This window comes from Bacillus sp. MC1252 (assembly GCF_056838025.1).
Genome location: NZ_CM166369.1, coordinates 2,370,714 through 2,390,973 on the forward strand (window position 1 = coordinate 2,370,714; position 20,260 = coordinate 2,390,973).

Sequence of the window (20,260 nt, forward strand, 5' to 3'; positions counted from 1 at the left end):
ACAGGCTGATGACATGATGAAATTGTTTGTTGAATTGATCACAAGTAGATACGAATAACATATTCTTCAGCCTCCTTTACATTTTTTAATTACTTTGTAAGTATATCCAGCAAGCACCATTTTGTAAACCTGTTTTTAGTCATTTAGGTGTTTTTTGTGTTTTTAACTAAATTTCTACAGTCATTCTTGTCCCTTTGTCCAATCAATAAAAAAGCCCCCTCATCACATGAGGAGACTTTTCGAATTAATCTTCATCTAGTTCTTGCAGTTTCTTTTGAAAAAAGATCGCACGTTTTACACAAAGAAAAGCTGCTAATAAGAACATACAATCTACTGCCATCATCAGCATTTTTGGAGATGCTTCGATGTGCTGGTTAGGTAAGATCGTACCAATATATAAAAAGGTGCTGACAGCAAGCAAAATAAAAGCGTACTGCTTGTAATCTGTCACTAAACCACTCCACTTTTTCTTCACTTGTTTCACCTTCCCGTATTCAATGTCTATTCATAGCTTAACATAGTGAAAGAAAGCGAGGAGCATGTAAATCTATCCATTCGCTAGTGCGTCAAGCCCTTGTTCGATATCATGCAGTAAATCATCAACATCTTCAATGCCGACTGAAATACGAATTAAACCATCTGTGATGCCAAGCTCTTCTCGTCGATCTTTTGGAATGGACGCATGGGTCATTCGAGCAGGGACAGAAATTAAGCTTTCAACCGCTCCAAGGCTTTCTGCTATTGTAAACAGCTTAAGCTGGCTTAAAAACTCATCAACATTTTCTTCTTTTCCAATATCAAAAGAGATCATTCCGCCGAAGCCTGTTGCTTGTGCTTTCGCCAGTTCATGACCTGGATGAGTGCTCAGACCTGGATAATAGACACGTGTGATCGCTGGATGTTGTTCTAAAAATTCGGCGATTTTCTGCGCATTTTGTTGATGTGCTTCCATTCTTAGTCCAAGCGTTTTCATCCCTCTCATGAGAAGCCACGAATCCTGCGGTCCAAGAATACCGCCTGTCGAGTTTTGAACAAAGTGCAGTTCTTCTCCAAGCTCTTTCGTTGCTGTCACGACAAGTCCGCCCACAACATCACTATGGCCGCCTAAATATTTTGTGGCACTGTGCAGGACAATGTCAGCCCCATATTCAATTGGCTTTTGGACATACGGCGTGAAAAATGTATTATCCACAATCATCAAAATGTTGGCTTCTTTTGTGATGTGGCTGATGGCTTTTAGATCGGTCATTTTGAGTAAAGGATTAGTCGGCGATTCAATGTAAACGGCTTTTGTTTCAGGTAAAATCGCTTTTTTCACCGCTTCAGGATCACTTGTATCAACAAAGGTAGCCTCAATGCCAATACGATTGAGCACCTTCGTGATCACGCGGTAGGTCCCGCCGTACACGTCGTCTGTCAGAACAATGTGATCCCCGCTGTTAAACAGCATCATCACTGCTGTAATAGCAGCCATCCCGGAACCGAATGCGTAGCCGTTTGCTCCTCCTTCAAGTTCATTTATGACTGTTTCCAGTGCTGTTCTTGTTGGGTTCGCTGTTCTGGAATATTCATATCCTGTATGTTCGCCTGCTTTCGGCTGCTTATAGGTGCTCACTTGGTAAATGGGTACAGACACGGCGCCTGTTTTTTCATCACCAGTTGTTCCGCTGTGAATCATCATTGTTTTTGGTTTCATTCTATTTTCCTCCCTCATAAATTCCTTTACTTAAATACCGCTCACTGCTGTCAGGAAAAATGGTGACAATGACTGTGCCAGGTGCTGCCTTTTTGGCTTCTTCTAAAGCGGCAAATAACGCGGCGCCAGAAGAGCTTCCTAGCAGAATGCCTTCTTTTTCAGCGGCTTCCTTTACCATTCGGAACGCATCATCGTCACTGACGGTGTAAATCTCATCAAATAAAGACGATTCCATATAATCTGGAATAAATTCAAGGCCAATTCCTTCCGTTCTATGGGGACCTGGCTTTCCGCCATTTAAAATGGATCCTTCTGGCTCAACAATAACCGTTTTTAACGCCTGATGTTGCTCTTTTAAATAGGCGGCACATCCTTGAAAAGTCCCTCCAGATCCTGCTCCTGCCACGAAAACATCGATGTTCCCTTGTAAGTCAGACCATAATTCTGGTCCGAGCGTTCTGTAGTAAGTCAATGGATTTACTTGGTTTTTAAATTGTAAAACACAATAGGCATTGTCAAGGCTTGCCTCTAGTTCAAGGGCTCGATTAATCGCACCTTTCATGCCCTCTTTTCTTGGTGTATGAATAATGTCTGCACCAAGCGCCTTCATCAGCTGTTGTTTTTCTTGACTAAAATGTTCTGGTACACAAAAAATGGTGCGCAATTGATGCTTCCTTGCGTTTAAGGCAAGCCCAATTCCTGTATTTCCAGCAGTTGCTTCAATAATAGTTCCGCCTGGCCGCAATTTGCCAGATGCCAACGCCTCTCTTATAAGCATGTCGCCTAAACGATCCTTAATACTTCCACCTGGATTCATCATTTCAAGCTTTGCATACACGTCAACACCTGCCGGAACCCCAATCCCTGACAACTTTAGAAGTGGTGTGTGACCAATTAATTCTGTAATATCCTTTATGACAGCCATATGTTTCCCTTCCTTTGCATGGAAAAGAAGGGGGAACCCCTTCTTTTATTGTGTTTGCTTTATCATACGCAGGACAAGATCTGTTGAGTGAATCGCTGCTTGCTCAAGAAATTGATCAAAGGAGATATTGGATTCTTTCCCCGCAATATCCGATAGCGCACGAACGACAACAAATGGCGTTCCAAAGAGCTGGCATACTTGTGCAACGGCCGCTGCCTCCATTTCCACCGCATATAGCTCTGGAAACTTCTCTCTCACAAACGCTACACGATTCGGATCATTCATAAACGAATCTCCTGTTGCAATCGTTCCTTTTGCCACTTGAATATGATCGATCTCTAAAGCAGATTCCTCTGCCAGTTTCACAAGCTTTTCATCTGCGACAAAAGCAGCTGGCAATCCTGGCACTTGTCCGTATTCGTAATCAAAGATTGTGACATCTACATCATGATGTCTGACATCTGTAGATATGACAATATCACCTACATTTAATGAGTGATGGAAACCGCCAGCAGATCCAGTATTGATCACATAATCTGGCTGAAAGCGGTCAAGCAGCAGTGTTGTGCTGACCGCCGCATTCACTTTTCCAATTCCTGATTTTAATAAAATCACTTCTTTATCTTCATAAACACCTGTTGTAAATTCACACCCAGCGATGTTTTCTTGTGCTGCATTCTTTAGTTGATCTCTTAAAATCGTGACTTCTTCTTCCATTGCACCTATTACTGCGATTTTCAAATCAAAAACATCCTTTCATTCCCTTTTCTTCGCCTCTACGATCCAAACAAAATCATTCATTTGATGAAAGGATGTGCTAAAACCTTCTTCTTCGAAGATTTGCTTTAACACATCAATGGATGGATAGTATTCCGTTTCTAAATCCTCTGCAAGCTGGTCGAATCCAGCAGCTTTGGCTTTGTCGATTTCAGCTTGATGTGCTGCTTGATTTTGAAACATTGTATCAGCAAAGACTATTTTACCACCTGAGTGAAGGAAGTTGCCATAGGTGTGAATGGCTTGTTTTTTTTCTTCGTCCGTTAAATGGTGGAAAGCATATGAGCTGACGATCGTATCGGGCTCAAATGGTGGCGCTGGAAACGATAAAAAGTCCCCATCATGAAACACATTTGGTACTCCTTTTTGAAGAGCCGCTTTCTTCATGGCGTCTGATGGTTCAACGCCAAACACGTTCTTATCTGCTGCAAGCAGCACCGTCGTTAGATTACCCGTGCCGCTTCCAAACTCAAGGACATATTGACCCGAACGTCGAGCAATCTCATTTAGAATGGCCGGATACCGGCGGAACACTTCTTCATACTGCTCGTCATGACCACTTACAGTGTCGTCATAAGACTCAGCCCAATGATCAAATAAAGAAAGAAACTCACGTCCCATTTTCTTCCCCTCCACTTTATCTATTTATTCCTATGTGTATAGTATGTTTTATTCCGTCGAACAGTTCCTATCCTACCACAACTTCTGTTTCTTTCCTACTAAAAAATACAGGGAGGGGTAGAAAAATATTTGCCCTTTTGAAAGAGAGAGATTAAGATGAATGAAGAGCATGGAGGGGTGAATGAAATGGATTTTCAACTGGATTTTTTAAAGGACAAAATTGAATTTTTTGAGGCAGCGTCTTTAAAAGAGCTTGAACAAAAGATCCAAAAACAAATTGAACATAATCAGGCGATCCTGCTAACCGTTCATTCAGTGAGTCATCAAACAACTGTGATCGATGACCGGATTTTGTATACAGCGGTTGTTCATTTTAAAGCGAATGTCTAAATAAAAAAGAAGACAAAAGGCTAAAAATAAAGATCATTTTAGCCCTTTGTCAACAATCTGAGATAGCATGTCTGCTATCTTTTTTCATGTTTATTTTAATTTTTCAACCTTCACAGGTTTCCAGCCTTTTTCATCCACCCACGTAATTTCCACGCGGTAGCGCTCACCTGTTGATTTATCACGGATGGTTCCCTTTGCATCTTGAGGTCCTCCGTTATTTCCTAACCAAAGAACAGTCATTTGATCCTCTGAAATTCCTGTCGCATAGGACATGGCTTTGATCATTTCTTTCCAGTCTTTTGATTTAGAATCATAGGTCGCTGTATGTGAACCGGATTGCTCTGTTCCTACAGGCTCCCAGTCATCGTTTTCGTATGTTTTGTCTACGTCACTCGTTTTACCGCCGTCTGTTTCTTTGGCGTCTTTTAACGCATCTTTGCTCGGCTCGTTTTCATCATCCGTTTTCTTTGTATCGTCGTCTTGATCGGATGAGTCATCTTTTTTTGCATCTGAATCATCGGATGTATCTTTCTTTTGATCTTTCACATCTTCTTCTGAGTTTTGTTTATTTTCACTCGATGCAGGCGCCGTTTTAGATGGTGCATCCGCTACATCTGGATCTTTCGGTTTATTAAAAATTAACAAACTCGATGCGACAACCAAAATAAGCACTACAACAATACCAATTAATATGTTAAGCACCATATTCGCCTTTCTGCGCTTATCACGATGTTCAAATCGAGAATTTCTACTCAAAATCTCTGCACTCCTTTGCCTCTGTTCCCTAAGTCGTTACTATTCTAACATGACATGAAGGGATGTTCTATGTCTGTTTCTTTTCAATTTCATTGACCTTTTTTACAATATCATAAAACGCATCATTTGTCTTAGCCCGTCCACTTGTCTCGTCAAGGTGAACAACGACAAGGGCGTATTTTGGTTTTTCCACCGGAAAGTATCCAGCAAACCACTTATGATAAAGGGGATTCCCCTTTTTGTCTTTACTGCCGGTTTGAGCAGTGCCTGATTTCCCCGCCATATCGAATGGCAAATCTTGAAACCTTCTTCCTGTTCCTTTGTCAGACGTCACCACCTGCCTTAAGTACTTTTGCAACTTTTGAGCTGTATAGCGGTCAATGCTGTCTCCTTCAGATCGTTTGTTTTGAAAGGATAGCATCGTTGTTCCGTTTTGATACAGCACTTTATCTGCAATTCTCACTTCTTTTCGTTCTCCGCCTCTTGCGATCGTTGCCATCATATTGGCGATTTGCAACGGAGTCGTTTTGACATTTTTTTGACCTATCGCTGTTTGCGCAATGGCTTTTTTGACATGCTTGTCTCTTTTATCTCCCCACACACTGCCTGTTTCTTCACGATCAAACTGTTTGAATTGCTGCTTATGGTATACCTCCCCTTCCCAGCCAGCTCGATCAATAAGTCCAAGCTTTGAAGCCGTCTTTTCGATGATTTGATCATCTGTTTGGATGAGCTGACCGGCGAGTGTTGCAAAGGTATAGTTACAGCTTTGCGCAAAGCTCTCAGACAGATTCAGCACTTCCTGTTTTCCTTCTGGCTCTCCATATAAATTCTTTCGACAGTCATACATGGTTTGTGGCTGGTCGAGGTTTTTTTCGATCGCTGCGGCAAGCACAGCGGTTTTAAATACAGAGCCTGGTGCAATGGCTGTCAGCATGTAATTTCTTGCTTCATGCCGGTTTTTGCTTGTGACATTCGGAGCACTCGCCATGGCCAGCACACTGCTGTTTTGAATATCGAGCAGAACAGCTCCGCCTTTTTCAACGCCTTGTTCTTTGAGAACCTTCTCCATTTCGGCTTGCATGTCTTCATCCATTGTTGTCTGAACCTGAAGTGGATAAAACGAATGAGCTTCTGCTGTATATTTGACGTCCATCCCAAACAAAGGGTTTCCCCTTCCGTCCACATGATATAACAATTTTGTGTCTTGCTCGGGTAATAGAAATTCGTCAAAGGTACTTTCCAGCCCAAATGTGCCAATTTCTGTTCGGATGGAAAGCCCTTTTTTATCAGGATAACGCTTTCTCAGTAATTCTGGATTCTCGCTTGTGAAACCTAATGTGTGGAGGGCAAGTCTTTTTTTGTCCTTCTCTTTCATATATACGCCGTAAACACCTGAATATTTCATATCATTGATGTCTTTCAGCTTTTTTTTCGTCATGTCCTCTTTTAGAATAAGAGGTTTTTTGGTTTCTGTTAGCTGTTTTTTGAGTTCGTCTTCTTCCATTTCAAGAATAGAGGCGGTTTGCTTTAAGTGAGGAAGATCATATTGCAAAAAAGGAAATAAGATGATCGCTGGCTGTTCTTTTGTGAGAAGTGCTTGGCCATTCCGATCTAAAAATTCGCCGCGTCCGTCTGAAATGACCACTTCTTCTGTTCGCTGTCTGACACTTTCTTGTATTAAATTGATATCAAGCTTTGAAAAAGATTCTGTGAAAAACAGCTGAATTTCTGCCAGTCTGATAAGAAGACCGAGCAGCAGCATAAAAATAATGGCACCTGTCCATTGAATTCTTCTTTTTTTGCGCATAAAAACACCTCGTCCCTATTGTGGACGAGGTGTTTATCGTATAAACGTGATTATGAAATTTTTACAATTTGGACGAACATTTCTCCGCCAGGTGTTTGAACGGTTACTTTGTCATCTACTTGTTTGCCTAATAGGCTTTTTGCAATTGGTGAGTCGTTTGAAATCTTTCCTTCAAACGGATCAGCTTCTGCACTTCCAACAATCGTATAAGATTCTTCTTCTCCGTCCGGTAATTCAACGAATGTCACCGTTTTACCAAGTGAGACAACATTTGAGTTCCCCTCATCCTCGATAATTTTGGCATTACGAATCATATTATCAAGCGTTGTGATACGACCTTCTACAAACGCTTGCTCTTCTTTAGCAGAATCATATTCCGAGTTTTCAGAGAGGTCTCCGAAGCTTCTAGCGATTTTAATACGCTCTACAACCTCTTTACGTTTAACCGTTTTCAAATGTTCAAGCTCTTCTTCTAATTTACGCTTTCCTTCTTCTGTCATTGGAAATACTTTCTCGTGTGCCATGAATCATTCACTCCTTCTATTAATCCTCATCATACAAGCTTTCTGCACGTGAGTGACGACTGAAATATACAAGAATGAGGACATGTGCAGGCCCTCATTCTTTCTGTCCCATATTCGTAAAAGTCCATCTTACATGGCGTCCCTTTTAGATGCAACTATTATGCCTTTTATTTTGGCAGGACCACTCGCGGTTTAAAGATAATTTATCTTCATCGCACAAACTGTGGAAAGGCACAGGAAGCTCCTGTACCTCGTTCGGCCATTTCGATCATATGTAGAAGAATAGCTTATCCATTCTTCATCTTTCAATACATAATATGGTCAGTGTACGATATGTCTATGCTATATTATTACAAAATTGCATTTTGATCAAGAATTGTTTGAAAATTTGTGATGATTTGTTTGTCATTTTTTCAATATACTTTTACAACTTCATTCTTTCACTATATGATGGTGATTTTTCCACTTCTGCTTTTCTTCATTGTTTTCCTATCATATCAAATCTTTCATTCAATGTTTTACTTCTCAAAATGCTCAAATATCATCTACCACTAGAAATAAGTGAAATATTGGTTTTAACTCTCTTTTTGTGATCATGATGCTGAAAAGACCTTTACATTGTAAAGGCCTCTTCACCATTTATTCTCCGCGGTTTTGAAGAATCGTTTGAATTTTTGTCACCATGAGATCAATCGCCACATGGTTTTGACCGCCTTCTGGGATGATGATATCGGCGTAACGCTTTGTCGGTTCAATGAATTGATTATGCATCGGTCTGACAACAGATACATATTGTTCGATCACGGAATCGATAGAACGGCCTCTTTCCTTCGTATCACGTAAAATACGGCGAATGATGCGTAGATCTGCATCAGTATCGACATACAGTTTAATATCCATTAATTCTCTAAGACGTTCATCTTCTAGTGCAAAGATGCCTTCAACGATGATGACATCCTTTGGTTCAACATGTACCGTCTCTTCTGAACGTGTATTTAGTTTAAAATCATAAATTGGTTTTTCAATGGATTCGTATCTTAGCAGCTGTTCCAAGTGCTCAAACATGAGATCATTGTCGAATGCAAGCGGATGATCATAGTTCGTGAGCAGGCGCTCTTCAAATGGCATATGACTTTGATTTTTGTAATATAAATCTTGTTGAAGCATGAGGATGGAATGTCCTTTAAATTTTTCATAGATGGAATTGGTGACGCTCGTTTTACCTGAACCCGAGCCGCCAGCAATTCCGATCACAACTGGTTTTCTCCTCATGGGCCTGTTATTTCCCCTTTCTCATCATGTTGCTAGGGTATACTTTTTGATCAAGCTTAAATTTCACAATTTGCAGCGGATGACGAGCGGCATCTAGCTCATTTCCTTTTTCATCCCAAATCGTCTCAATTTTGAATGTGAAATTCTCAATTTCTGGTCCGAAGAATTCGACTTCATCGCCTGCTTTAAAGAAGTTACGCTGTTGCAATGTCACGATATGTTCTTTTTCATCATAATGAAGAACGAGACCAGCGAAATCAAATGTCGTTTTCTTTCCATGAATGCCAAACATTTGTTCATCCGTTCCCGGTACGCCTTCGAAAAAGGCTGGCGCTGTGTCACGGTTTGCACATTTATCTAATTCATCTAACCATTCCTGCTGAATGACAAAATGATCTGGATCTGCACAATAGGCATCGATGACTTTACGATACACACTCACGACAGTCGCCACATAATGAATCGATTTCATCCGTCCTTCGATCTTTAAGCTGTCAATCCCCATTTCGATCATTTGAGGAATGGATTCGACAAGCTTTAAGTCTTTTGGACTCATCGCAAATGGTGCATCTTCTTCACCGAATAATGGTGCTTCCTCAGAACCTTCTAGTTTATAAAGATCATAATCCCAGCGACAAGACTGACAGCAGCCTCCGCGGTTAGAATCTCTCGCGGTCATATGGTTACTGAGCACGCAGCGGCCAGAGTAAGCAATACACATCGCGCCGTGAATGAACGTTTCGATTTCTATATCGACCTTTTCGTTCATTTCTCTAATTTCTAGCGCACTTGTTTCACGTGCAAGCACCACACGCTCAAGCCCTTCTTCCTTCCAAAACTGAACAGCTTTCCAATTTGAAAGAGATTGCTGCGTGCTTAAGTGAACTTCCAGCTTTGGCGCCACACGTTTACATGTTTCAATGATCAGCGGATCAGCCACAATTATTCCCGCTACACCAGCGCCTTCAATCCCTTGAAGGTATTCCTCTAGCCCGTCCATGTTTTCATTGTGGGCAAAGATATTTGTTGTCACATAAATCCGTGCGCCGTATTTGTTTGCAAATGCGACGCCTTCTGCCATTTCTTCAATTGAAAAGTTATCTGCATTTGAGCGAAGTCCAAACTCTTTCCCGCCAATAAAGACGGCGTCTGCTCCGTAATGTACAGCAATTTTCAGCTTTTCCAGGTTCCCTGCTGGTGCAAGCAGTTCTGGTTTTTTTGTAATGACACGTTTTCCATCAATCATTTCAGAAATACCATCCTTTAAAAGTGCCATTTCCTCTGCCTCCTCTTATGTTAATAAACCGTTTCTTTAAAGAAGAATCCTGTATCAATCGAACGATTGACTGGCTGAATGTCTTCAATCTGCTTCACCCAATCATCTTTCTGATCTTCATAAGCCTCTTTGTCAGTCGTTAGCAAATCAATTGCTTTTCTATATAGAGACGTCACCTCTGTCATATAAGAAAGTGACTTTAAAATTCCGTCAATTTTAAAAGAGTCAACACCTGCGTCGACAAACTCCTCTAATTCATCAATCATACACACATCATTTGGACTCATAATATGAGTGCCGTTTGCATCCTCGAAAATAGGGTATTTGTTTTGACGCTCTTGGTCATGAAGGAATAGTCCTTCCCCCATATGACTGCCTTCCACGTCCATTTGTTTGCCCTGGTATTCAAAGTAGTTGCCGATGAGCGTACGTTTCGATTGGAACATACATGTCATGCCATGGACTTGAATTTCGATCTCCACCTCAGCATTTTCTTTGATGTCGATCACACTGTCCATATTCAGCTCTTTGGCAAGAACAGCACGCGTTGCACCTTTTCTGCCCCAGTAGTTACAAGTGTAATAGTTTGTCCCAGTCGTTTCTGTACTCCAGTGAAGATTCAGGCTGACCCCTGTTTCCTTTGCGGCCATGATCACTGCTGGGTCTCCAAAGACGACACCATCCACGTTTAATGCATCGAGAAAGGTTAAATAATCTCCAAGCAGCTGAACACGGTCATTATGAAAAATCGCATTCATGGCCACATACACTTTTTTGTGATGTGCATGTGCAAGCTGAACCGTTTGTTTCACATCTTCTCTTGAAAACTCGCCTGCAAGGCGAATGCCGTATGTCTGTTCGCCTATTAAAAATGCGTCAGCTCCCGCCTCGATTAATGGCAGTACGTCTGACACTTTGCTTGGCGTCACAAGCAATTCTGGTTTTTTCATGATTGGTCACCTCTTTTTGTACTAATGGCGATCCCATCTCCAACTGGAATGATACATGTTTGGAAGTCAGGATTTGACATCAGCCATTGATTGTATCGATCAATTTTTCCAATTAATTGTTTTTTTCGTTTATCTTCAATTTCTTCTTCATAATTTGTCGCGACTAAGCCTTTGAATAATACATTGTCTGTAATAATCATTCCGTCATGAGCCAGCATCGGTTCAAACAGCTCAAAAAAGCGTTTATACTGCCCTTTTGCGGCATCAATGAAGATCACATCATAGGGCGCCATCGTTTGGACTGTTTTAGCCGATTCCATGGCATCACCAAAGAACACGTGTATTCTTTCTTTTAATTTTAATTCCTCAATGTTCCGTGTCGCTTCTTCATAGCGTTTCGCATTCCGCTCAATCGTGTAAATCTCAGCATCTGGGAGAGCTGTCGCCATTCTAATCGCCGAATAGCCAATTGCTGTCCCAACCTCAAGAATTTTCTTCGGCTTTTTCATAGAAAGCAGCTGAAGTAAAAGTTCGATGCTCACCTTTTCCATGATTGGCACATGATGCTCTTTTGCATATATCTCTAATTGAGCGATTGCATCAGGACTTGGTTGAATTAAATGTTCAATATAATCATTTATTTGATCATCTTCGATAGTCATTATATGTCTAGCTCCTTCATGACCTGAAAAAGAAGAGTCCTGCCTATTGCAGCTCTCTTTCTCGTCAATCAATCTTTCGTTCATCTAAGTAAAAACAACCCGATATATTTTACCACAAAGAAGTGGTAATTGCGAACCTATAAAATGGATATTTCAACGAAAAAAACTGCAGGCAATCTGGCTATTGTCTACAGTCTTTTCCGTTTCACATGTGCGTTAATTGCTGCCTGTGATGTATTTCGCTTTCGCTTTATTGTGCTCATTTAACGTTTTCGTAAAGACGACTTCTCCATTTTTCTTCGCAAGGAAGTAAACAAAATCCGTTTTCTCTGGATGCAGTGCTGCTTTCCATGAAGATTCACCAGCATTTGCAATTGGACCAGGTGGCAGCCCTTTGTTGATATACGTATTATACGGAGATTTCACCTTTAAGTCTTTGTAATAGACACGGGATTTATGCTCACCAAGTGCATAAAGAACTGTTGGGTCTGTTTGGAGCGGCATGTCCTTTTTCAACCGGTTATAAAACACACTTGAAATTTTTGACCGATCCGTCTTTTCCGTTGCTTCCATTTCAATCAGTGATGCCATTGTTAACACATCGTGTATGGACATGTTTCTCTTTTTCATGTCTTTTTCATATGTTTTCACATATTGATCCGTGTGTTTAATCATTGTATCAATGATTGTTTCGAGTGATTCATCCTCACGATAAAATGGATACGTAGCAGGGAATAAATATCCCTCTAACGGATGTTTGACCTGTTTTCCATCAACCTGTGATGTCACCGTTTTCGGATATTTTTTCATTAACTTTTGAATAAAAGCTGGATCATCCAGCTTCGCTTCAACTTCCTTCGCTGAAAAATTCGTCTGGTTGGCAATGATCGTTGCAATATCAGACAGCTGTTTTCCTTCAGGAATCACAAGCTGAAAGGCGTAATCTGTGCCGCCAGATGTCAGCTTTTGAATGAGCTGGCCCGCGTCCATTGTTTGTTTTAAATGAAAGTATCCTGCTTTAAAGCCGGAAGCTTTTTTGTATTTTGCATAGTAAGTGAAAATGGTGTCATTCGAAATAAGCCCATTTTCTTTTAGGATGCCCGCAATCGCACGGACAGAAGTCCCATTTGGAATATGAATATTAATTGTTTGTTTGCTTTTTTGATCGACCGGTCCGAGTGCTGATTTAACATATAAAAAGCCTGATAATGCTGCAATGATGATTACAGCAAGTACAGATAACAGGACGATCCCCTTTTTTCTTTTAAAGAATGGTCGTTTCTTTTGTTCTGAAAACATGCATGGCCCTCCTCACATCTAGCCTTTATAGTACATGATTCGACGGAGTTCGGCAATTACTTGCCCATGCATCTCATGACAGAACTTGACATAATACGGCTAAACCAACACCACCGCCACTGCCAATGGCAGCCATGACATAGCTTCCTTTCGGTAAGGCGTGAGCTTCGTAAAATAACCTCACCATCATAGCAGCTCCCGATGCGCTGTACGGATGCCCAAGACAAAGTGCACCGCCTCTTCTGTTGATCCGGTCATAAGGTATTCCTAGCGTCCGAGCAATCAGCGCCACTTTCAGCGCAAACGCTTCATTGATTTCAAACAGCGCCACGTCTTCTATCTTCATCTGTTCCCTATGTAAGAGTTTCTTGATCGCATCAATGGGTGAAGCAGCAGGAAAATGCGGATGCATCGCCGTCACAGCACTTCCGACATACTGTAACTTAGGCTTTAAGCCTTTGGCCTCTGCTTCCGCTCTTTCCATCACAACGACTGCGGCTGCGCCGTCGGCTTCCTTACAGCTATTGGTTACAGTCACAGTTCCTTCTGATAAAAAGACAGGCTTTGCCCGCTTAATCAGCCTTGCGATCGGTCTTATTTTAGCGGCCGCTTCATCTGTGCTCAGCCCGTCAATCGGAACAATTTCTTCTGAATACGTTCCTTGTTTGAATGCCTCTATACTTCTCTCCCAGCTTAAAAGCGCATAGTCATCTTGTTCTCTTCTCGTGACAGAAAATCTTGATGCGGTCAGCTCTGCTGCTTCTCCCATATGCGGATCTCCTATCCAATCCGGCGAAAAGCGGGCTCTTTCTTTCATCGGTGATCTGGAAATGCTCTCAGTCCCGCCAGCAATATACATTGATCCCTCCCCCGATAGAACCATGACACAAGCCGTTCTAATCGCTTCAAGACCAGAGGCACACTGCCTGTCAATGGTCATGCCGGGAATGTGTCGAGAAAGCCCTGCTTCTAATGAGGACAGGCGAGCAATGTTTCCGCCACCCCCTACCACATTACCTAAAATCACGTCATCTGGCTTCCTCAGCTGAGACAAATGCTGAATAAGGGGCGCCGCTAAATGCTCTGGGCGATAATCCTTCAGCATCCCGTTTTTGTCACCGAAGGGTGTTCGTTTTGCTTCCACTATGACTGCTTGCATGACAATTGATCCTCCGCCCACTTTTTCATGCTGGCACGAGCGATTTTCCCGCCGGATGTTTCGATCATTTGGTCAATGACAAGCCATTTTTTTGGTATCTTATAAGCCGCCAGTTTTTCTTTGGCAGCTTGCCTAATGCTCTTTGTCTGCTGTACTTGTTCAATAATGGCAACAGGGATTTCACCCCAATATGGATCAGGAAGGCCTATTACGATCGACCGTTTCACCTCTGGCTGTTCATTTAGCACACGCTCAATTTCCTCTGGAAAAATATTCAGTCCTCCATAGACGATCATGCCATTCTCACGGCCGCTCATATACAAATACCCATCTTCGTCCAGCCACCCCATATCATAGACCGTCAGCCACTCCTCTGGCTGTTTTTCCTCGTGTAAGTAACCTGAAAAAGACATCGGGCTTTTCACATAAATTCTCCCTGTTTCATTTGGCTGACAGACGGTTTGATCTGCTCGTCTCACTTCAACTTGAATCGTAGAGAAAGGCCGTCCAACAGAAGTAGGTTTTTGCAGAAAATCATTTGAAGATAAATAGGAGACAAAACTCAACTCTGATGTTCCATAAAAATCAAAAAATGTGACATGTGGATCGTTGGTTACTAGTTGTTTTTTTGAAGAGATTCCCCAATCCGCCCCAGAGGATATGACGAGAAGCGGAGTGTCTCCGAAAGCATCAATTTGCAGTAATGATTCTGTCATGGTAGGGACCGTATAAACAGCAGTGATGTCTCCCCTTTCTAAGGCAGCCTTTCCTTTCTCTGGCGTGAATTTTTGTAATAGCGTCACCGTGCCGCCAAAGTATAGTGTACTGATGGCACCATATAAAAAATGAGAGGATAAAAGTGTGCCTAAAATGAGAACATGATCTTGATGAGTGATCCCAAATTCAGAGGCCGTCATTCGAAAGCTCTCGATCCATGAATGCTGACGCCTCATAAAGGCTTTGGGTGAACCCGTTGATCCTGAAGTAAACCCCATATAAAAGGCAGGATCTTCCTCGGTATCGTGTTTGTTAGATTGAACGTGTGTGATAAGGCTCATTCTTTCTTTCCATTCAGATAAAGAAAGAACAAGCATGTCTACCTTGATCTTTTCAAATCTTCTCATATATCGATCCTCAATAATGACGAGATCTGCTTCACTTAACAAGAGCTTTTCTACACATTCTTCATGACTCCACCTCGGATCAAGAGGAACGGCTGTCCACCCTGCGCAAGCCGCTCCAGCAAATATTTGTAGAAAAGAAGCACCATTTGATACTAAAAAAGCGACTCTTTTTTGCTGATGAGCCGTTTCATTTAGCCACTGTGCTGATGTCTGCACACGCTCATGCCAATCTTGATAAGTGATGCTCTCTTGTTCATCTATGATGGCGATATGATCTGGCTTCATTTTTGCATGTGCTGCATAGCTTTCAGTTATTCTAATCAAACCGCTCGCCTCCCTTTATGTATGTCCCTTTTTCGATATGACATTGCTTGGATGATTTTCATCGTGAAGACGGCACACATTCCAGCTTTGATGAGATCACCTGGGATATAGATCAAACTGAGCAGAGCTGCCTGTGTGACCTTTATATGCATCATCATGGCTTGAAAAGGAATGCCGCATACATACAGAATCCCGATACTGCATACCGCATAGATCATAAAAAGACGCAGAGCGGTCACTTTTTTCAGCCGGTTCAGCCACAGGCTGATCATAAAGGCAGCCACTGGATAAGCCAGTAAAAAACCACCGCTTGGTCCAAAAAAGACCCCAATCCCGCCTCTTCCTCCAGATAAAAGAGGTGCGCCTGCTGCCACAATCAGGAGAAAAAGAAGTAAACTGATCAGCGCTTGTTTTGGCTTTAACAGCCCCCCAGCAAGCAAAAGACCTGCAGTTTGCAATGTGATTGGTACTGGTGTAAACGTAAGTAATATCGGCGGGATCAACCCTAACATCCCGACGACTGCTGTCATTAACGCCATTTGCATCATATCTTGAATTTTCAACATTCATGCCCCTCACTCGATTCCTTGATAAAAATAGAGTAAAAGCTCGAGTGATTTATGTCAACCTAAAATTTATTCAAGTTAACATATCAGGCGTAAAAAAAACCTGTGAAAAAAGATCACTTAAGATCATATTCACAGGCCTTTTGTTTGTTCTATTCTTCGTCTTCTTGATCTAAGAACGTATTTAACGTTTCTTCGATCATGTCCCACTCTTCATCTGTTTCAATTGGCTTTAGCTCGCCATCTTCACCGTCTTCGTTCGGTGTGAAGCTTGATGCATGAATTTCGATTTCTTCGTTGTCCTGCTCAGAAATTGGGTAGTAAAGGACATATGACTTGTTAAAATGGTCGCTTTCAAAAGTAAATAGTACTTCGCAAAGCTGTTCATTTCCATTATCATCAACGATTGTAATTTGCTTTTCTCCGTGTTCCATTTGATTCACCTCATTTTAATTTAAGCTGTCTAAGTACCCTTGAAGGATCATGACAGCCGCCATTTTATCAATGACTTTTTTACGCTTTTGTCTGCTCACATCTGCAGAGATGAGCATTTTTTCCGCTGCCATTGTCGACAGACGCTCGTCCCAAAGCACAACAGGAACATTGTACGTGTTTTCTAACACTTTCGCAAATGATTGGCTGGCTTCGCCTCTAGGACCGACCGTACCATTCATATTCTTTGGAAAGCCAAGTACGATTTTATCCGCTCCGTATTGCGCAATGATCTCAGACAGGCGGCTGAGACCAAAGTCTCCGCCTGCTTCATTAATTTTAATTGTTTCAATCCCTTGCGCTGTCCATCCCATTTCATCACTGATCGCAACACCAAGGGTTTTCGTGCCTAAATCTAAGCCTAAAATTCTCATGTTTTACGCCTCTTTATGTGTCTCTAAGTACGATTTAACCAATTCCTCAATTAATTCGTCTCGTTCTAGTTTACGAATTAGGTTGCGTGCATCCTGATGTCTTGGAATATATGCAGGGTCGCCTGACAGCAAGTATCCGACAATTTGATTGATCGGGTTATATCCTTTTTCTTGGAGTGCATCATAGACTGTAATGAGCACTTCATTCACATTGGTTTCAGCTGAATCATCAGAGAAGTTAAACTTCATTGTCTTATCAAATGAACTCACTGCTTCTTGCACCTCTCTTCCAACATTCTACTAGCAAGCTTTTTTCTAACCGCTCATCTAATACCATTATTCTACACTACATTGCCTGATTATAAAACGGATTTGACAGATTCTTCGACAATTGCCAGTGCTTCTTCAAGTTTTTCTGGTTGTTTCCCGCCTGCTTGCGCCATGTCTGGACGTCCGCCTCCGCCTCCGCCGCAGATTTCAGCTGCCTGCTTGACAAGCTTCCCTGCATGAAGACCTTTTTCGATAACGTCTTTTGTCACTCCTGCTGAAATGTTTACTTTTCCATTTTGAACGGCTCCGAGCACAATGACAGCTGACCCTAATTTGGCTTTTAAATCATCTACCATTGTTCTTAAATGGTTCATGTCTTTGGCGTTTACTTTTTCTGTTAACACTTTCACTCCGCCAATGTCTTTGACTTTTTCTAAAATAGAGCCTGCTTCGGCCTGACTTAGTTTCGCAAGAAGAGATTCGTTTTCTCTTTGAACCTCTTTTAAATCTGCCTGCAATGAAGCGATGCGTTTTGGTACATCTTTCGTATTTGACTTAAGCTCACTAGCTGCCTGCTCTAAAATGGCCAGCTGGTCATTTAATTCTTCGTAGGCACCTTTACCAGTCACAGCCTCAATACGGCGTGTTCCAGCACCAATACCCGATTCAGACGCAATTTTAAACAAACCGATTTCCGCAGTATTTTGAACGTGACAGCCGCCGCATAGCTCGATGCTGTAATCGCCTACCTGGACAACGCGGACAATATCGCCATATTTCTCACCAAACAGCGCCATTGCGCCCATTTCTTTTGCTTCAGCGATCGGTTTTAGGTCAATCGCAACAGAAATGCCTTCCCAAATCTTTTCGTTGACGATTTTTTCAATCTGTGACAATTCTTCTTTTGTCACTTGTCCAAAATGAGAGAAATCAAAGCGAAGTCTGTTTTCGTTCACCAGCGAGCCTGCTTGGTTGACGTGGCTGCCTAATACATCTTTTAGCGCCTGATGCAAGAGATGCGTCGCTGTATGGTTTTTCACAATGCCTTTTCGCAGAGCTGATTCCACTTCAGCAGTCACTTCAAGTCCTTTTTGAGCCGTACCGCTTACGACCACTCCTTCATGGACATGCTGACCATTTGGCGCCTTTTTCACATCTTTGATTTCAATGATGGCTTCTGCGCTTTTTAATGTCCCTTTATCGGCTACTTGTCCACCACTTTCAGCATAGAAAGGTGTTTCATCTAATAAGATTTGCACCGTTTCTCCTTCATGTGCTTCCGCGACAATTTCACCATTTTGAAGCAATTCGACAATGCGGGATGCCGCAGTTAAATTTTCGTATCCAACGAAGGTACTCTCTACTTTAATATCACCTAGAGCCCCGCCTTGAACCTGCATACTGCCGACATCCTGTCTCGCATTTCTTGCACGTTCACGCTGCTTCTCCATCTCCGTCTGGAAGCCTTCTCGATCGACTGTCATGTTCTCGTCTTCTGCATATTCTTCTGTCAGCTCGACAGGGAATCCGTACGTGTCATACAGCTTAAATACATCTTCGCCTGAAATCTGTGAGCTGCCATTGTCTCTTTCTTTTTTGATCACTTCTGACAAAATGGCTAGCCCTTCATTCAGTGTTTCATGGAAACGTTCTTCCTCGTTTTTGATTACTTTCGCAATAAATTCTTCTTTTGCTTGTACATCTGGATAGAAATCCTTCATAATCTCAGCAACAACTGGCACTAGATCATACATAAATGGACGGTGAATATGGATCGTTTTTGCATAACGCACGGCACGGCGCAGCAAACGTCTTAACACATATCCGCGGCCTTCATTGGAAGGAAGCGCTCCGTCACTTACGGCAAAGGCAACAGTCCGGATGTGGTCAGCAATAACTTTAAATGCTGTATCCTTTTCCTTCGTCTCCCCATAGCTTTCTCCAGAGATGGTTTCTACAGCACGAATAATCGGCATGAATAGATCTGTATCAAAGTTCGTCGGTACGTTTTGAATGACAGATACCATTCGTTCAAGACCCATCCCTGTATCAATGTTTTTCTTCGGCAGTGGTGTGTATGTACCATCTGGATTATGGTTGAATTCAGAGAACACAAGATTCCATACTTCTAGATAACGCTCATTTTCCCCGCCTGGATATAATTCTGGATCGTTCAAGTCGTGACCATATGCTTCGCCGCGGTCATAGAAAATTTCTGTATTCGGCCCACTCGGCCCCTCGCCAATATCCCAGAAGTTGCCTTCAAGGCGAATAATACGTTCTTCAGGTACACCAATTTTATCTCTCCAAAGAATATACGCTTCTTCGTCCTCTGGATGTACAGTGACAGATAACAGATTCGGATCAAAGCCAATCCACTCGTCACTCGTTAAGAATTCCCAAGCCCAATCAATGGCCTCTTCTTTAAAATAGTCACCAATAGAAAAGTTGCCAAGCATTTCAAAGAACGTATGATGTCGGGCTGTTTTCCCAACATTCTCGATATCATTCGTACGAATAGATTTTTGCGCGTTACAAATACGCGGATTGTCAGGAACCACGCGGCCATCAAAGTATTTTTTTAATGTCGCAACCCCGCTGTTAATCCATAAAAGTGTTGGATCATCGTGCGGTACGAGGGACGCACTCGGTTCTACAGCATGTCCTTTTTCTTTAAAAAAGTCTAAAAACATTTGACGTACTTGAGCAGAAGTTAAAGTTTTCATTTAAAAATCCTCCCTTTTCATTTCATCAATCTCCACACAAACGAAAAACATCCCGCCCTATGCAAGCATAAAACTACTTACACAGGGACGAGATGTTCTCGCGGTACCACCCTGATTATAGACATATTCGTCTATCACCTTCACATCCGATAACGCCGGAAGAGAGCGGCAGTGTTTATCTGCACTCAGGACTAGCTTCCGTTAAAGGTCTGATAAGGCTTTTCTCAGCAAAATAAAGCCTCTCTCTGCAACAGCTTTTTAACGTAC

At 42.1% G+C, this 20,260-nt stretch carries 21 protein-coding genes and 1 other annotated feature (1 of these 22 running past the window's edge); of the genes, 1 reads left to right on the forward strand and 20 read right to left on the reverse strand.

Features of this window, described 5'->3' with window-relative positions:
* Positions 1-244 precede the first annotated feature (244 nt).
* The 5 genes from ACYH0L_RS12210 to ACYH0L_RS12230 form a co-directional block, all read right to left on the reverse strand.
* Positions 245-475 (reverse strand): YrhC family protein, encoded by a 231-nt coding sequence (locus ACYH0L_RS12210; RefSeq protein WP_099727728.1) that lies wholly within the window; start codon positions 473-475, stop codon positions 245-247.
* Between the two features lie 72 nt (positions 476-547).
* Positions 548-1,696: a bifunctional cystathionine gamma-lyase/homocysteine desulfhydrase gene (locus ACYH0L_RS12215; RefSeq protein WP_482354078.1), complete on the reverse strand. Its 1,149-nt coding sequence runs from the start codon at positions 1,694-1,696 to the stop codon at positions 548-550.
* A 1-nt stretch (position 1,697) separates the two neighbouring features.
* Positions 1,698-2,621, reverse strand: coding sequence for a PLP-dependent cysteine synthase family protein (locus tag ACYH0L_RS12220; RefSeq protein ID WP_249705022.1), 924 nt, complete (start codon positions 2,619-2,621; stop codon positions 1,698-1,700).
* A 45-nt stretch (positions 2,622-2,666) separates the two neighbouring features.
* Positions 2,667-3,362, reverse strand: a complete 696-nt coding sequence (gene mtnN, locus ACYH0L_RS12225) for a 5'-methylthioadenosine/S-adenosylhomocysteine nucleosidase (protein WP_099727731.1) — start codon at positions 3,360-3,362, stop codon at positions 2,667-2,669.
* Between the two features lie 15 nt (positions 3,363-3,377).
* Entirely contained in the window at positions 3,378-4,019 is a 642-nt protein-coding gene (locus ACYH0L_RS12230; protein ID WP_249705021.1) for a class I SAM-dependent DNA methyltransferase, read from the reverse strand.
* Positions 4,020-4,205: 186 nt separating this feature from the next.
* On the opposite strand from ACYH0L_RS12230, the gene ACYH0L_RS12235 reads away from it, so the two are divergent.
* Positions 4,206-4,409 carry a YrzA family protein gene (locus tag ACYH0L_RS12235; RefSeq protein WP_008358500.1) on the forward strand — a complete coding sequence of 68 codons (204 nt, stop codon included), beginning with the start codon at positions 4,206-4,208 and terminating at the stop codon, positions 4,407-4,409.
* Positions 4,410-4,499: 90 nt separating this feature from the next.
* Here ACYH0L_RS12235 and ACYH0L_RS12240 read toward each other — a convergent pair whose 3' ends face one another.
* The 15 genes from ACYH0L_RS12240 to alaS all read right to left on the reverse strand — a co-directional run bounded on the left by ACYH0L_RS12240 (position 4,500) and on the right by alaS (position 19,993).
* Positions 4,500-5,165: a YrrS family protein gene (locus ACYH0L_RS12240; protein ID WP_099727733.1), complete on the reverse strand. Its 666-nt coding sequence runs from the start codon at positions 5,163-5,165 to the stop codon at positions 4,500-4,502.
* Positions 5,166-5,232: 67 nt separating this feature from the next.
* Positions 5,233-6,975 (reverse strand): peptidoglycan D,D-transpeptidase FtsI family protein, encoded by a 1,743-nt coding sequence (locus ACYH0L_RS12245; RefSeq protein ID WP_099727734.1) that lies wholly within the window; start codon positions 6,973-6,975, stop codon positions 5,233-5,235.
* 50 nt (positions 6,976-7,025) lie between these two features.
* The gene (greA, locus tag ACYH0L_RS12250) at positions 7,026-7,499 is read right to left on the reverse strand and encodes a transcription elongation factor GreA (RefSeq protein ID WP_099727735.1); all 474 of its coding nucleotides are present in this window, start codon (positions 7,497-7,499) and stop codon (positions 7,026-7,028) included.
* Positions 7,500-8,138: 639 nt separating this feature from the next.
* Positions 8,139-8,771, reverse strand: a complete 633-nt coding sequence (gene udk, locus ACYH0L_RS12255) for a uridine kinase (protein WP_249705020.1) — start codon at positions 8,769-8,771, stop codon at positions 8,139-8,141.
* Between the two features lie 7 nt (positions 8,772-8,778).
* Positions 8,779-10,047, reverse strand: a complete 1,269-nt coding sequence (locus ACYH0L_RS12260; protein WP_482354079.1) for a peptidase U32 family protein — start codon at positions 10,045-10,047, stop codon at positions 8,779-8,781.
* A gap of 20 nt (positions 10,048-10,067) precedes the next feature.
* Positions 10,068-10,997, reverse strand: a complete 930-nt coding sequence (locus ACYH0L_RS12265) for a peptidase U32 family protein (protein WP_099727738.1) — start codon at positions 10,995-10,997, stop codon at positions 10,068-10,070.
* Positions 10,994-11,659 (reverse strand): O-methyltransferase, encoded by a 666-nt coding sequence (locus ACYH0L_RS12270; protein WP_099727739.1) that lies wholly within the window; start codon positions 11,657-11,659, stop codon positions 10,994-10,996. The genes ACYH0L_RS12265 and ACYH0L_RS12270 overlap by 4 nt, the downstream gene beginning before the upstream one ends.
* Positions 11,660-11,875: 216 nt before the next feature.
* Positions 11,876-12,958 carry an endolytic transglycosylase MltG gene (mltG, locus tag ACYH0L_RS12275; protein ID WP_099727740.1) on the reverse strand — a complete coding sequence of 361 codons (1,083 nt, stop codon included), beginning with the start codon at positions 12,956-12,958 and terminating at the stop codon, positions 11,876-11,878.
* Between the two features lie 73 nt (positions 12,959-13,031).
* Positions 13,032-14,117: an acetyl-CoA C-acyltransferase gene (locus tag ACYH0L_RS12280; protein ID WP_327925172.1), complete on the reverse strand. Its 1,086-nt coding sequence runs from the start codon at positions 14,115-14,117 to the stop codon at positions 13,032-13,034.
* Positions 14,102-15,562 (reverse strand): acyl-CoA synthetase, encoded by a 1,461-nt coding sequence (locus tag ACYH0L_RS12285; protein WP_249705071.1) that lies wholly within the window; start codon positions 15,560-15,562, stop codon positions 14,102-14,104. The genes ACYH0L_RS12280 and ACYH0L_RS12285 overlap by 16 nt, the downstream gene beginning before the upstream one ends.
* Complete coding sequence (locus ACYH0L_RS12290) at positions 15,562-16,131, reverse strand: biotin transporter BioY (RefSeq protein WP_230030503.1); 570 nt, start codon at positions 16,129-16,131, stop codon at positions 15,562-15,564. Before ACYH0L_RS12290 ends, ACYH0L_RS12285 begins: the two co-directional genes overlap by 1 nt.
* A 152-nt stretch (positions 16,132-16,283) precedes the next feature.
* Positions 16,284-16,565 (reverse strand): DUF1292 domain-containing protein, encoded by a 282-nt coding sequence (locus tag ACYH0L_RS12295; RefSeq protein ID WP_099727744.1) that lies wholly within the window; start codon positions 16,563-16,565, stop codon positions 16,284-16,286.
* 15 nt (positions 16,566-16,580) lie between these two features.
* Positions 16,581-16,997: a Holliday junction resolvase RuvX gene (gene ruvX, locus ACYH0L_RS12300; RefSeq protein ID WP_099727745.1), complete on the reverse strand. Its 417-nt coding sequence runs from the start codon at positions 16,995-16,997 to the stop codon at positions 16,581-16,583.
* A 3-nt stretch (positions 16,998-17,000) separates the two neighbouring features.
* A complete protein-coding gene (locus tag ACYH0L_RS12305) occupies positions 17,001-17,267 on the reverse strand; it encodes an IreB family regulatory phosphoprotein (RefSeq protein ID WP_024718370.1) in 267 nt (88 codons plus the stop codon).
* A gap of 89 nt (positions 17,268-17,356) precedes the next feature.
* Positions 17,357-19,993: an alanine--tRNA ligase gene (gene alaS, locus ACYH0L_RS12310; RefSeq protein ID WP_230030504.1), complete on the reverse strand. Its 2,637-nt coding sequence runs from the start codon at positions 19,991-19,993 to the stop codon at positions 17,357-17,359.
* Between the two features lie 80 nt (positions 19,994-20,073).
* Positions 20,074-20,260, reverse strand: a binding site (T-box leader) (it continues 22 nt past the right edge of the window).

Coding starts and splice junctions, on each gene's coding strand:
- ACYH0L_RS12270 (WP_099727739.1), bottom strand. CDS start 11,659: ATGACTATCGAAGATGATCAAATAAATGATTATATTGAACATTTAATT.
- ruvX (WP_099727745.1), bottom strand. CDS start 16,997: ATGAGAATTTTAGGCTTAGATTTAGGCACGAAAACCCTTGGTGTTGCG.
- alaS (WP_230030504.1), bottom strand. CDS start 19,993: ATGAAAACTTTAACTTCTGCTCAAGTACGTCAAATGTTTTTAGACTTT.
- greA (WP_099727735.1), bottom strand. CDS start 7,499: ATGGCACACGAGAAAGTATTTCCAATGACAGAAGAAGGAAAGCGTAAA.
- ACYH0L_RS12245 (WP_099727734.1), bottom strand. CDS start 6,975: ATGCGCAAAAAAAGAAGAATTCAATGGACAGGTGCCATTATTTTTATG.
- mltG (WP_099727740.1), bottom strand. CDS start 12,958: ATGTTTTCAGAACAAAAGAAACGACCATTCTTTAAAAGAAAAAAGGGG.
- udk (WP_249705020.1), bottom strand. CDS start 8,771: ATGAGGAGAAAACCAGTTGTGATCGGAATTGCTGGCGGCTCGGGTTCA.
- ACYH0L_RS12235 (WP_008358500.1), top strand. CDS start 4,206: ATGGATTTTCAACTGGATTTTTTAAAGGACAAAATTGAATTTTTTGAG.
- ACYH0L_RS12230 (WP_249705021.1), bottom strand. CDS start 4,019: ATGGGACGTGAGTTTCTTTCTTTATTTGATCATTGGGCTGAGTCTTAT.
- ACYH0L_RS12265 (WP_099727738.1), bottom strand. CDS start 10,997: ATGAAAAAACCAGAATTGCTTGTGACGCCAAGCAAAGTGTCAGACGTA.
- ACYH0L_RS12260 (WP_482354079.1), bottom strand. CDS start 10,047: ATGGCACTTTTAAAGGATGGTATTTCTGAAATGATTGATGGAAAACGT.
- ACYH0L_RS12215 (WP_482354078.1), bottom strand. CDS start 1,696: ATGAAACCAAAAACAATGATGATTCACAGCGGAACAACTGGTGATGAA.
- ACYH0L_RS12280 (WP_327925172.1), bottom strand. CDS start 14,117: ATGCAAGCAGTCATAGTGGAAGCAAAACGAACACCCTTCGGTGACAAA.
- ACYH0L_RS12220 (WP_249705022.1), bottom strand. CDS start 2,621: ATGGCTGTCATAAAGGATATTACAGAATTAATTGGTCACACACCACTT.
- ACYH0L_RS12295 (WP_099727744.1), bottom strand. CDS start 16,565: ATGGAACACGGAGAAAAGCAAATTACAATCGTTGATGATAATGGAAAT.
- ACYH0L_RS12290 (WP_230030503.1), bottom strand. CDS start 16,131: ATGTTGAAAATTCAAGATATGATGCAAATGGCGTTAATGACAGCAGTC.